The sequence below is a fragment of the Exiguobacterium chiriqhucha RW-2 genome (genome assembly GCF_000416965.1).
Classification (GTDB): domain Bacteria; phylum Bacillota; class Bacilli; order Exiguobacteriales; family Exiguobacteriaceae; genus Exiguobacterium; species Exiguobacterium chiriqhucha.
The window spans coordinates 872427-884580 of sequence record NZ_ATCL01000020.1 but is presented as its reverse complement, the minus strand read 5'-3'; the positions used below and the strand labels follow the sequence as shown (position 1 = coordinate 884580).

The 12154-nt window shown below is 54.4% G+C and carries 13 protein-coding genes; 11 read left to right on the top strand and 2 right to left on the bottom strand.

Annotated elements, in window-relative coordinates; genetic code table 11:
* Positions 1–85 precede the first annotated feature (85 nt).
* Positions 86–1198: a PP2C family protein-serine/threonine phosphatase gene (locus M467_RS28660; protein WP_021067656.1), complete on the top strand. Its 1113-nt coding sequence runs from the start codon at positions 86–88 to the stop codon at positions 1196–1198.
* 38 nt (positions 1199–1236) lie between these two features.
* Here the strand turns inward: M467_RS28660 and M467_RS28655 are convergent, their stop codons facing one another.
* Positions 1237–2172, bottom strand: coding sequence for a magnesium transporter CorA family protein (locus M467_RS28655; RefSeq protein ID WP_021067655.1), 936 nt, complete (start codon positions 2170–2172; stop codon positions 1237–1239).
* Positions 2173–2313: 141 nt separating this feature from the next.
* Between M467_RS28655 and M467_RS28650 the strand changes: the two genes are divergently transcribed.
* A complete protein-coding gene (locus tag M467_RS28650) occupies positions 2314–2691 on the top strand; it encodes an Hpt domain-containing protein (protein ID WP_021067654.1) in 378 nt (125 codons plus the stop codon).
* A 43-nt stretch (positions 2692–2734) separates the two neighbouring features.
* Here M467_RS28650 and M467_RS28645 read toward each other — a convergent pair whose 3' ends face one another.
* Positions 2735–3610 (bottom strand): chemotaxis protein CheV, encoded by an 876-nt coding sequence (locus tag M467_RS28645; RefSeq protein WP_021067653.1) that lies wholly within the window; start codon positions 3608–3610, stop codon positions 2735–2737.
* 227 nt (positions 3611–3837) lie between these two features.
* Between M467_RS28645 and M467_RS28640 the strand changes: the two genes are divergently transcribed.
* From M467_RS28640 to M467_RS28600, 9 genes are all read left to right on the top strand, one after another.
* Complete coding sequence (locus M467_RS28640; RefSeq protein ID WP_029595305.1) at positions 3838–5274, top strand: NADP-dependent glyceraldehyde-3-phosphate dehydrogenase; 1437 nt, start codon at positions 3838–3840, stop codon at positions 5272–5274.
* Between the two features lie 101 nt (positions 5275–5375).
* Positions 5376–6353, top strand: a complete 978-nt coding sequence (locus tag M467_RS28635) for an MBL fold metallo-hydrolase (protein WP_021067651.1) — start codon at positions 5376–5378, stop codon at positions 6351–6353.
* Entirely contained in the window at positions 6350–7096 is a 747-nt protein-coding gene (locus M467_RS28630) for an SDR family NAD(P)-dependent oxidoreductase (protein ID WP_021067650.1), read from the top strand. The genes M467_RS28635 and M467_RS28630 overlap by 4 nt, the downstream gene beginning before the upstream one ends.
* 35 nt (positions 7097–7131) lie before the next feature.
* Complete coding sequence (locus tag M467_RS28625) at positions 7132–8301, top strand: ABC transporter substrate-binding protein (protein ID WP_021067649.1); 1170 nt, start codon at positions 7132–7134, stop codon at positions 8299–8301.
* Positions 8288–9061, top strand: a complete 774-nt coding sequence (locus M467_RS28620; protein WP_021067648.1) for an ABC transporter permease subunit — start codon at positions 8288–8290, stop codon at positions 9059–9061. Before M467_RS28625 ends, M467_RS28620 begins: the two co-directional genes overlap by 14 nt.
* Positions 9058–9759, top strand: a complete 702-nt coding sequence (locus M467_RS28615) for an ABC transporter permease (protein ID WP_021067647.1) — start codon at positions 9058–9060, stop codon at positions 9757–9759. The genes M467_RS28620 and M467_RS28615 overlap by 4 nt, the downstream gene beginning before the upstream one ends.
* Positions 9756–10643 carry an ABC transporter ATP-binding protein gene (locus M467_RS28610; RefSeq protein WP_021067646.1) on the top strand — a complete coding sequence of 296 codons (888 nt, stop codon included), beginning with the start codon at positions 9756–9758 and terminating at the stop codon, positions 10641–10643. Before M467_RS28615 ends, M467_RS28610 begins: the two co-directional genes overlap by 4 nt.
* Positions 10643–11224: a CDP-alcohol phosphatidyltransferase family protein gene (locus M467_RS28605; protein ID WP_021067645.1), complete on the top strand. Its 582-nt coding sequence runs from the start codon at positions 10643–10645 to the stop codon at positions 11222–11224. The genes M467_RS28610 and M467_RS28605 overlap by 1 nt, the downstream gene beginning before the upstream one ends.
* Entirely contained in the window at positions 11221–12150 is a 930-nt protein-coding gene (locus M467_RS28600) for an NAD(P)/FAD-dependent oxidoreductase (protein ID WP_021067644.1), read from the top strand. The genes M467_RS28605 and M467_RS28600 overlap by 4 nt, the downstream gene beginning before the upstream one ends.
* Positions 12151–12154: the final 4 nt, after the last annotated feature.

The window sequence follows — 12154 nt, the reverse complement described above, 5'->3', positions numbered from 1 at the left end:
TCACAGCATTGAAATACCTAATGAAGCGATTAGATATGATACAATAATATGCAGAAGAACACTGACAGAGAAAGTAGGGATGACTATGGCGATTTTGATTGTGGACGACGAACCGGTCAATACGATGGTTCTCGAACAATTATTGCATCAACATGATTATGAGACGATTTCAGTCTCGAGTGGTGAAGATGCGCTCGCGCTCCTGATGGACCCGCAAGCCCCGTCGCTATACGACCTTGTCCTGCTTGATGTCGAGATGCCAGGAATCTCTGGAATCGAGACGTGTAAACGGATTCGACAGATGAGCGGCTATGAGGAACTTCCCGTGATTATGGTCTCGGGTCGCACCGAGGAAAAGCAAATCGCGGAAGGTCTCGACGCTGAAGCGTCCGACTATACGACGAAACCGATTAAAATCACGGAACTGCTCGCGCGCATCCGCTCCGCACTCCGTTACAAAGCGGCCGTCGATGAACGCAAAAAATATGAGGCGCGGCTCCAATATGACCTCGATCTCGCGCAAAAGATTCAACAGAGCGCGTTGACCCCGCCCATCAGCAACGATGAGATTGACGTCCGGGCCCTCTACTTGCCGTCTAAAAAACTGGCCGGGGATATGTATGCCTGGTTCCAGGTCGCACCGGATCGCTATGGGGTCATCATCTTCGACGTGATGGGGCATGGTGTCTCGTCGGCGTTGATTACGATGGGGATTCGGTCGATTTTGCCCGGTCTCGTCAGCAACGTCCAATACCCGGTCGATGTGATGAGTGAATTGAACCGTCAGATGACGTTCTTGTTCTCGGGAGAGGACATGCAGAGCTATTTCACGGCCGTCTATTGTTATATCGACACGACGAAGCGTCAAATCGAGTACGTCAACGCCGGTCATCCGCCGGTCATCGTGACGTCGGACTCGGGTGTGACCCGTCTCGAGACGACCGGTGTCCCGGTCGGCATGTTCGAGGAGCCGAATTTTGAGTCGAAGGTCATCGACATCGAACCGGGGATGACGATGCATATGTATACAGATGGATTGATGGAATGTTACAGCAAAGACATCGACGACGGCATCCGCTGGCTCGAGAAGGACGTCGCGTCATACGGGCTTGACTACGCGCGTCACGTCGCCGAACAACTCGTCCCTAAAATCGAGATCGACGATGACTTGTGTCTCGTCACAGTCAAATTGATGTAAAAAGATGGTGTCGCCGCAACGGGCAACACCATCTTTTTTTAGAAATATCGCTTGCGCCACAAAATGTAAAAGGCGAGGCTTGAGAAACCGATCATCATCGTAATGGCGAACACAAAGCCGATTGGTTGTCCTTCCCACGGCACTTGGACGTTCATCCCGAATATTCCAGAGATCATCGTCGGAATACTAAGTACGATCGTGATCGAGGCCAAGAACTTCATGACGAAGTTGACGTTGTTCGAGATGATCGAACCGAAGGCGTCCATCTTGATGCTGATGATATCGTTATAAATCGACGCCATCTCCATCGCCTGACGGTGCTCGACGAACACGTCTTCGAGCAACTCCTCGTCTTCCTCGTGCTTCTCGAGACTCGGTGTCTTGACGATGCGGTCGAGGACGCTGTCGTTCGCTTTGAGCGACGTCATGAAGTAGACGAGCGACTTCTGTAAGTTCATCAATTGAAAGATTTCCTGATTTCGCATCGAACGTTGCAACTCTTGCTCGAGCTCGTCCATGCGCCGATCGATTTGGCGAAGGAAGCGCAAGTACGTCATGCTGACTCGGTGCAAAATCTGAAAGACGAACCGGCTCCGGTAGTTCGTCCGGAACAAACGGGCTTTTCCGTTGGCGAACAAATTGAGCACGTCGAGGTCACGCGAACAGACGGTGATGAAGTGTCGTCCCGTGACGATAATCCCAAGTGGAATCGTATTATAGGCGCGTCCTGTGTCGTCTTCTTCCACATATGGGACGTCAATGATCATGAGGAGGCCCTCATCATCTTTTTCAAATCGTGGTTTTTCTTCAATATCAAGCGGGTCGTAGACGAAATCTTCAGGAATGCCGGAGGCGGCGATGACTTGATCGGCCTCATCTTTCGTCGGATTGACGAGTTGAATCCAGCTCCCTTTGTCAAAGTCTTCGATTTCGTCGACACGCCCAGATGCGTCGGTACGGTAAATCGTTAGCATAATGTTCCTCCTACCTTAGCTCAACCTAATTATAGGTAGGCGAATGGGAGAGTGCAATCGGAAAAGGAGGAGTTTTTTTGTTTTTTCTCGAAAACATGCTACAGTGGGTAGGAATGTTAGTAGGATTGAAGCAAAGGAGGGATGGAGTTGTCACAAACGCCCCATAATGCTCTGTTTAACGAAGAAAAGTTGGCGGAGCTCCATCAAATCGCTAGCGGAAATAAAGATTTCTTAAAAAAGATTGCCGAGACATATATCCGCCAATTTGAGGCGAAATTCCCGGAATTGAGACGCATGGTGCTGGAACGAAACCATGAACAAATCGAACAGCTCGCCCACTTGTTGAAAGGGGCCTCCTATTCTGTCGGCCTCGACGAGACGGCCGCCCGGTTCCATCAGCTCGAAGTGGCTGGAGAGACGAACGAGACCGAGAACCTCGAACCGATTCTCGACGACATCGAAGCCGATATGCGCCGCTTCGACCAAGAATGGGAAGCGCGCTTGAATGCATTATCATAAATAAAACGGGATTTCGCCGCAAGGCGAAGTCCCGTTTTTCGGATTAGGCTAAAAATTCGTCGAGTGTGGCAATCAACATGCCAATCTCTGGCTTCGTGATTTGGGCGTTCGCCCCGACCGCGTCGCCTTTATGTTTCAAGTCGTCCGAGATGAGCGAAGAGAAGATGATAATCGGCAGGTCGGCGAAACGATCCATCTCACGGAGTCGTTTCGTCAAATGCAAGCCGTCCATTTGCGGCATCTCGATATCGGTGATCAGCAAGTCACAATGGACGTCGCTCTGTTCGAACGCATCGAGCGCTTCCTTCCCGTTATTGAAAATCGTCGTGTTGAAATAGCCGGCGTCATCGAGCGTATCGATGATGAGCGTCCGCAACATCTCCGAGTCTTCCGCGATCCAGACGTGTTTGTTCGAGCGCTCCCGGGCACCGAGTCGTTTGACCGATTCACGGGCCATGATGTCTTTACGGGACAGTTCGAGGGCGATGCGCTCGTAGTCAAGAAGGATAATCATCTGGTCGCCTGTCTTGACGACCCCGTTCGTGATTCCTTGCATGCCGCGTGCGAGATCAGACGGCGTGTCGATCTGTTCCCAAGAGATACGCTTAATCTCTGTCACTTGATCGACGCGGAGCACCGATTTCTCTCCGTTAAACTCACAGACGATCAAGCGATCGTTGTCTCCGACGTCACGCGGATGTCCGATGACCATCGGTAAATCGATGACCGTCATGACCTCACCACGGAGCTCAATCAATCCCATGATTGCTTCCGGAGTGCCCGGGAGCGGAGTGAGGGGAAGCATCGTGATGATCTCACGTACCTTCATGACGTTAATCCCGAAAATGAACGGGCCTGACTGGAAAATGACGATCTCTAATTCGTTCGTGCCTGCCTCAAGTAAAATATTATGATCCATGCTCACTGGTGGTCCCTCCTAGTTCACGTACTCTCATCTCTTCTATCGGTCGATTTGATGAACATCTTCAGTTGAAAGTGGCAAAGTCGAGGCGGAATTGACAAAAAATTGACGAGTAACCGTTTACATTACATAAACTGAATCTTTATAGTTGTTCAACCGATTTGATTTTGCATACAATGGGGGTGGCAACGAGATATCAAAGCTTACTCAGGAGGCAGATAGAGATTATGAGTATGAACACGTATCCATATTTAATTAATGGACAATGGCAGGAATCGACAACGAACGAAACAATCGAACTCGTTTCACCTTATACAGATGAAGTCGTCGGGCACGTCCAGGCGATGTCTCGCGACGAAGTCGACGAGGCGATTCACGGCGCGAAAAGCGCACAACAGGAATGGGCGGCGCTTCCGGTCAACAAGCGTGCCGAACTGTTGTACGCTTGGGCGGACAAACTCGAAGAACGCGTTGATGAGATCGGTCAAATCATCATGCGCGAAGTCGGGAAGAACTTGAGCGACGCGAAGAAAGAAGTCGTCCGGACGGCGGAAATCATCCGCTATACGGCCGAAGAAGGTCTTCGCTTCACGGGCGGGTTCATGCAAGGGGACTCATTCCCTGGCGGTTCGAAGAACAAGATGGCAATCATCAAGAAAGAAGCTCTCGGTGTCGTCCTCGCGATTTCACCATTCAACTACCCGGTCAACTTGGCAGCAGCCAAAATCGCACCGGCGCTCATCACAGGTAACGCGGTCGTCTTCAAACCGGCGACACAAGGTGCCATCAGTGGTGTGAAGATGATCGAGGCACTCCAAGACGCAGGTCTTCCGAGCGGTCTATTGAACCTCGTCACAGGGCGCGGGTCGGTCATCGGTGACTACTTGACGTCACACCCTGGCATCGACATGATCACGTTCACGGGCGGTACCGGGACAGGTCAACACTTGTCGCAACAAGCATCGATGGTACCTGTCGTGCTTGAACTTGGCGGGAAAGATCCGGCGCTCGTCCTCGAAGACGCAGACCTCACGCTCGCGGCTGATCAAATCGTCAGCGGGGCGTTCTCGTATTCAGGACAACGCTGTACGGCGATCAAGCGCGTATTCGTGCTCGAGCACCAAGCAGACGAACTCGTCGGCATGTTGAAAGAGCGCGTCGAGAAGCTCACGGTCGGGTCACCGGTCGATAACAGCTTTATCGTCCCACTCATTGACAAGAAGTCGGCGGATTACGTCCAAGGCTTGATTGACGATGCCGTCAACAAGCAAGCGACGGTCGTCCACGGAAACGAGCGCGACGGCAACCTCTTGCACCCGACGCTCCTCGACCACGTCACACGTGAAATGCGTGTCGCTTGGGAAGAGCCGTTCGGACCAGTCTTACCGATCATCCGCGTCAACTCGCTCGACGAGATGATTGAACTCACGAACGAGTCTGAGTTCGGTCTTCAAGCGAGTGTGTTCACGCAAAACGTGAACAGCGCCTTCACGGTCGCCGACAAGCTCGACGTCGGTACGGTCCAAGTGAACGGCCGCACGGAACGTGGCCCAGACCACTTCCCGTTCATCGGCGTGAAACAGTCAGGCCTCGGTGTTCAAGGGATTGGACGCAGCCTCGAGACGATGACACGAGATAAAGTCACAGTCATCAACCTATAAGACATCGGAGAGGAGAAATCCTCTCCTTTTTTTGTGTGATTGAAATCCATTCTTTCGGACAGGTATAATGAGTGAAGATAGGTGGAAGGGGTTGTGGGGACGTGGCGAACTGGATTTCAAGCCAACTGGCAAGACTCGATATACCGACGCCGTTCGAGGTCGGCAACGTAAACGTTTATGTCGTCGAACACATGAACCGTTTCTTTATGGTCGATTGCGGACCAGATACGGAAGAGGCGTGGACCTCATTGACGACACAACTGGCCGAGCTCGAGTTGACGCTCGCGGATATTGATTTTTTATTTTTGACGCACCATCATGCCGACCATGCGGGTCAGGCGTGGCGTCTGCGTGACGCCTCGATTCCCGTCTACGGACATGAGAAGCTCGTTCGCTATTTAGAACAGACACCGAACTTCATCAAACGGGGCAACCAGTTTTTGCACGATCTGGCGCACTGGTTCGGGACCCCGGAGACGATTGTGAACAAATTGCCCGATTATCGGGAGGCGCTGCGCTGGATCGGTCCGACGACTGTGACGATGACATTCGAGGATGGACAGGACGTGACGAGCGACGGGGCGTGGAAGACGATCCATCTGCCTGGGCATGCGAGTGACCAGCTCGGACTGCTCGGTCCGGGTGGCGTGTTAATCGCGGGCGACCATTTAATCGATGCGGTCGAACCGAACCCGCTCATCGAGCAGCCGTACGAAGAGGAAGGGTTCGCTTCGCCGGTCGTCCTGTATCTCGATTCACTGCGGAAATTGCAGTCGGTCGACTTGAAGCTCGTCGTGAGCGGGCATGGGGAACCGATTCACAAACCGCGTCCATTGATTGAGGCCCGCATCAGTCAGCGCTATGAGCGAAGTGAACTGCTCCTGAACGACTGGGTGGACGGCTTGAGCGTGTTCGATTGGTCGATGCGCCTGTATGGACGCAAGATGCGGCGGGCGATGCCGCTCGTCTTCAGTGAGGTGTTCGCCCGGTTGACGTTACTCGAGGAACGTGGGCGCGTCGTCAAACAGTTGACGGATGGAAAATGGATTTATGTGAGAGTGGAGGACATCGTAGAATGAGACATATTGTCATCACGGGTGCGTCGAGCGGCTTTGGGGCCGCGCTGGCGCATTCTTTTTATGAGTCGGGTGCCCGATTGACGTTGATTGCACGGAACGAGGAGCGGTTGCGCGAACTCGGACAGAAGTTATCGGCCGATTGGATGGTGGCCGACGTCTGTACCGACTATGACACGCTCGTGGCCCAAGTCGAACGTACATATGGAGCAATCGACGTCTGGGTGAACAATGCCGGAATCGGCGAGTTCGACCGGGTCGTCGATCAAACGACCGACGTCATCGAGGAGACGATGTGCTTGAACGCGACCGCACCGATGTTGCTCGCGCGTGATTGTGCGCGAACGATGCGCCGTGGCAGTACGATCATCAACGTCTGCTCGCAAGCGGCAAAAGTCCCGACCCCAAAATCGGCCGTCTATGCCGGATCGAAAGCGGCGCTGCTCCAGTTCTCGAACGCGCTCCGGTTGGAACTGAAGCCGGCTGGGATTCATGTATTGACCGTCAACCCGGGACCGATTGCGACGCCGTTTTTTCTCCGGGCCGACAAGAGTGGACGTTACGAAGCGAGTGTGAAATCGATTATGCTCGATCCCGATCGTCTCGCGAAACGCGTCGTCGCGGCATGTGAGGCGTCGAAACGTGAAGTGAACGCCCCGTGGTGGATGGAACTTGGCGCGAAACTGTACGCAATGTGCCCGGTCATGTTCGAACGGCTCGCAAAACGGGGATTTGACAAAAAGTAAATGCGTCAACATAGAGAAAAAAAGGGGGAGACACGATGCGCCGATTGAAACAGTTTGGCTTGATGCTGTCACTCATCTTCCTCGCTGCCTGCGGGACGACGCGCGCCGAAATCGCACCGACGTTCGAACAGGCGGCCGAAGAAGCGAAACAGTCGACGGTCAATTTTTATATGTGGGGAGGAGATGATGGCATCAATCGCTATATCGATGAGTATGTCGCGCCCCGCCTGAAAGAGACGTATAACGTGGAGTTGAACCGCGTCCCGATGGACACGGCCGAATTCGTGCGTCAATTGTCGCTCGACAAGCGGGCGAATCGAGAAGAAGGAACGATCGACCTCATGTGGATCAATGGAGACAATTTCCGTAACGCTGCCGAGGCGGATTTGTTGCAGGGTGACCTGCTCGGCAAAATCCCGAACGCCAAGTTATTGAACGAGGAAGCGCAAGCGACCGATGCGGGAACTCCGACGAACGGGCTCGAAGTCGCTTGGGGGAACGTGCAGTTCGTCATGCACTATGATGCGGACAAAGTCAAAAATCCGCCGACGACGTTCGACGAATTACATCGTTGGACCGAAGAAAATCCTGGCCGTTTCACGTATCCTGAAGTGACAGACTTCACAGGAAACGCGTTCGTCCGCCATCTGCTCTACGCCGAGTATGGGACTGCGGGCGGTGACGGTGAGATTCCAGACGAGTTCTGGGAGAAGCTTGCGACGTGGTCGCCGACCCAATGGAAACAAGGGACGACGTATCCGAAATCGCTGGCCCAGCTCGACCAGTTGTACGCCGCGGGTGACGTCTGGATGACGATGGGCTTCAATGAACGACGCGCCGAGGCCGAGCGTGAAAATGGCGTGTTTCCTAGTGGGACACGGGCACTCGTGCTCGAACATTCGATTGCCTCGACGCATTTTCTCGCCGTTCCATTTAACGCCAAAAATCCGAACGGTGCGCTCGTGGTCATCAATGAGTTGTTGTCGCCCGAAGCCCAGCTCGCCAAACAAGACTCGACGTACTGGGGAGACGGGACGTCGCTCGATTTGACCAAACTCGATACGGCAGACCGTGACGCATTCTTAAAGCTCGATGAAGGTGTCACTTATCCTGACCCGGAACGTCTCGCCGAACGCTCGATCCCTGACTATGGGCCAGCCGTGATCGATGCGATTCGTGAGGAGTGGGACCGTGTCGCGAAGTAGTCTATGGCTTAGTCTGTTCGTTCTGGCATTACCGTTCACCGGTGTTGCTTTTCTGATTTACGAGACCATAGGGTTCGACTGGTCTGAATTGAACGACGCGGCGTGGCGTGCCAGTCTCGCCGTGACGCTGTATGTGACAGTCGTTTCGACGGTCCTCTCACTTGTCATCGGGACGTGGCTCGCCCGTTCGGTGTATCGACATCGGTCGACGTGGCTCGCGTCACTTCTCAGGTGGCCGATGTTCATACCGCACGTCGCAGCCGCGTATTTATTTTATCTGTTGTTCTCAGGCGTCTTCCCATTCTATGGATTGATTGAGGCGAATGAACGCCACCATCTCGTCGTCATCTTCACGTATGTTTGGAAAGAAGTGCCGTTCGTGTTTTTGATGGTGATTGGGACGTATGCCCAATTGAATCGGGGTTATTTGGATATGGCGAAAACACTTCAACTCACGCCGTTTAAACAATTTAAAGTGGCGGAATGGCCATTCCTCGTTAAACCGCTCCTCGATTCGTTTTGGGTGCTCGTCGCTTTTATCTCGTTTGCCTATGAAGTGCCGGCCTTGTTAGGGGTCACCTTCCCTGAACTGCTCGGGGTACTCGCCTACGAACGATTAACGACCGGGTTGTTTTTAAATGCGTACGAGTCGTATGCGGTCGCCCTCATCTGGACGCTATTCATCTTTATTGGTGTCATTAGCTCCTATGCGGTGACGGCGAAACGACGACGACGTATCGAACGGGGGGTGAGACGATGAGTCGGATTCTCACCGCTGGCTTGATCCTGTTCCCATTCATCGGGCTGTTTTTGGCGTTCCCGGCCGCGTTCAGTTGGGATGAGGCGTTCGGAAACACGGTCATCTATGTCATCATCCTCGGCTTCATCAACGTATGGCTCGGTATCGGTACGGCTTGGTGGCTTATGTTCACCGAGTCGAGATGGAAAACTTCAGTCGAATGGTTCACGTTCCTTCCACTGTTCATCCCGGTCATGGCCAGCATGTTCGGCATGTATATCGCTTTGGCGCAACTCGGCCTTGTCGGCACGCACATTGGAGTTGGCCTCGTCCTGCTCGTCACGACGTTGCCGTATTCCATCCGGCTGGCATATAACGCCATGTATGTGATTGGCCGAACGCTTCTTGAACAGACGTTGATGCTCGCCCCGTGGACCCGGTTCGGTCTCGTGCTATTCCCGCTCTTGAAAGAGACGATTCGAACGATCGTCTTGTTCTCGACGGTTATCGTCTTGAGTCAATTCGTGCTCGTTCAATTAATCGGGGCAGGGCTCGTCCCGACGGTCACAACGCGGCTTTATCAGTCCTATGCAGGCAATGACGTCTCGCTGGCGTTACAGAATACATGGGTGCTCATCCTCGTTCCGGTCCTCCTCTATCTTGGGCTCGGCGGACTGTTCGGCATCTGGATTAGATTGGTGAAAGGACGGTTGCAATGAGCTTAGTATTATCAGGCGTTCATAAACGCTTTAAAGACCGTGACGTGTTACGCGGCATTGATTTAGAAATTCCGAACGGCGAGATTCATGCTCTCGTCGGCGTGAGCGGGTCCGGGAAGTCGACGTTGCTCCGCATCATCGCAGGATTAGAGACACACGACTCCGGGACAGTGACGTGGGAGGAGACGCCGCTTGACGGAGTGCCACCTCACTTGCGCCGGATCACGATGTTGTCACAATCCCCGCTCTTGTTCCCACATTTGACGGTCGGGGAGAACGTGACACTCGCCACACCGAACCGATCGCGCCAAGAAGCAGAGGCGTGGCTCGCCCGCGTCCGGCTGCCTGGTCGCTATGACGCTGAGATTCACGAGCTTTCCGGCGGAGAACAACAACGCGTAAGCTTTTCCCGGGCACTCGCGGCTTCACCGCGGCTCATTCTGCTCGATGAGCCGTTCACGAACCTCGATCCCGAGCTCAAATACGAGTTGCAACGCTTGATTCGCGACCTCGTTCGTGAACTTGGATTGACGGCGCTCCTCGTGACGCATGACCGGGAAGAAGCGATGCTCGTCGCTGACCGGGTGACCCTGCTCGAAGCGGGGCTCGTCCGCGCGAGCGGCACCCCACAAGCGTTATCCGAGACGGAATCGACGTTCGGCGACTTTATCGAACTGGGTGGCAGTCTGTATCCCTCGCTTCATATCGAGGTGACGGACTCCCCGACGGACGAGACGGTCGTGCTGATCCGGTCGTTCACGCGATTCGGGCATCGTCTCGGCGAATATCGCCGCGGCCAGGGGGACTACGTCATCTTGCCACGGGATGAATCGTTCCGAGACGGTGAGACGTATTATTTACGTAAGAGACAAGGAGGAATATGATGTTAGACACATACGGTAGCCGGTTCGTTCGTCCCGTCATCGAACGTGGGGCCGACCGGCTCTTGAAATGGAAGTTCACCCCGAATGAGGTGACCGTCCTCGGGGGCATCATCGGCGTTTCGGTCGGTCTCTTCATTTACAACGACATGCTGTGGACGGCCGTCTTGCTATTATGGGTGTCCGGTCTGTTCGACGTCCTCGATGGGACGATGGCGCGTCGCTCGCAAAAAACTAGCTTCGGGACGGTACTCGATCTCGTGTTCGACCGCATCGTCGAGATTGCCGTCGTCATCGCGCTCGCCTTACGCCATCCGGAGCATATGCCGGTCTTTCTGCTGTTGCTCGGGTCGTTCGTCGTGGCGATGACATTGTTCCTCGCCGTTGGGGCGAGCAGCTCCCGTCGGTCGGAGAAGTCGTTTTATTACCAACCTGGTATTTTAGAACGGACGGAATGCTTCATCTTGTTCACGCTCATGATTTTATTCCCGACATGGATTGGCGTCATCGCGACGATTTTCCTCGTCCTTGAAGTGTCGACCATTTTACAGCGGTTGTTAGAAGCGCGGCGGATTTTACGATGAAGCCGCGTCTCGTCCTCGTCGGACTCGGTCACGGGCAACTTGAGATTCTCGCTCGGCTCGACGCGCTCCATGAACGGTATGACGTCCAGTATATCGGGGGACGCGAAACGATATACACGGGCGCGTTCCCGCAAGTGATCGCCGGGGAGATGGAATCGGCGACGACACGGTTGCGCCCTGACGTCACGCCGGTCGCCAATCGCCTCATCGGGCTCGATCCGGATGCCCGAATCGTCGAGACCGAACACGGGCAAGTCGGATATGATCTCCTCGTGCTCGCGACCGGTGCGAAAAGTCGTGGACTCGGGACGGGCCTCAAACCGATGACGTCATATGTGTTGGACGACATTGTCAACAGTGAGGCGGTCACCGTCGTCGGCGGTGGCAAGGCCGGGGTCGAGCTCGCCTTCGCATGCATCCGACAAAAGCGACGCGTGACATTGTATGCGCGTCGCCTGTTGCCTGAACTCCCACGGCGCGTCGCTAAGCGTATGGCACGTCGTCTCGTCCGGAGCGGCGTGACGATCATCCTGGGCCCGTTCCAACCCGGACAAGGGGACGGACTCGTCTTGGATGCGACCGGTGTCGTCGCCGACGACTGGTGGTCAGCGGCCGGACTGGCGGAAGAAGCGGCGTTCATCGAGACCGAAGACGATTTACGGCACCCGGTCTATCGCGATATCTTTGTTACGGGCGATATGGCAGCCCGATTGAACGGCGGCGTCGATGCCGTCCGCTCGGGCCGACACGTCGCACGTCTGCTGCTGGGCACAAAGCGGCCGTTCAAATCACGGACATCGCTCAACATCTTGCTGACGACTCCGGGACAAGCACTCTTGACGTACGGGAAGTTGACGTGGCACGGGCGGTTACCGTTTTGGTTGAAACGGACAATCGACCGACGCTACGTCGAACGATTTACTTGAAAGA

Excerpts from the sequence above, each read along its gene's own strand:
- M467_RS28660 (WP_021067656.1), top strand. The coding sequence starts at position 86 with ATGGCGATTTTGATTGTGGACGACGAACCGGTCAATACGATGGTTCTC.
- M467_RS28655 (WP_021067655.1), bottom strand. The coding sequence starts at position 2,172 with ATGCTAACGATTTACCGTACCGACGCATCTGGGCGTGTCGACGAAATC.
- M467_RS28650 (WP_021067654.1), top strand. The coding sequence starts at position 2,314 with ATGGAGTTGTCACAAACGCCCCATAATGCTCTGTTTAACGAAGAAAAG.
- M467_RS28645 (WP_021067653.1), bottom strand. The coding sequence starts at position 3,610 with ATGGATCATAATATTTTACTTGAGGCAGGCACGAACGAATTAGAGATC.
- M467_RS28630 (WP_021067650.1), top strand. The coding sequence starts at position 6,350 with ATGAGACATATTGTCATCACGGGTGCGTCGAGCGGCTTTGGGGCCGCG.
- M467_RS28625 (WP_021067649.1), top strand. The coding sequence starts at position 7,132 with ATGCGCCGATTGAAACAGTTTGGCTTGATGCTGTCACTCATCTTCCTC.
- M467_RS28615 (WP_021067647.1), top strand. The coding sequence starts at position 9,058 with ATGAGTCGGATTCTCACCGCTGGCTTGATCCTGTTCCCATTCATCGGG.
- M467_RS28610 (WP_021067646.1), top strand. The coding sequence starts at position 9,756 with ATGAGCTTAGTATTATCAGGCGTTCATAAACGCTTTAAAGACCGTGAC.
- M467_RS28605 (WP_021067645.1), top strand. The coding sequence starts at position 10,643 with ATGTTAGACACATACGGTAGCCGGTTCGTTCGTCCCGTCATCGAACGT.
- M467_RS28600 (WP_021067644.1), top strand. The coding sequence starts at position 11,221 with ATGAAGCCGCGTCTCGTCCTCGTCGGACTCGGTCACGGGCAACTTGAG.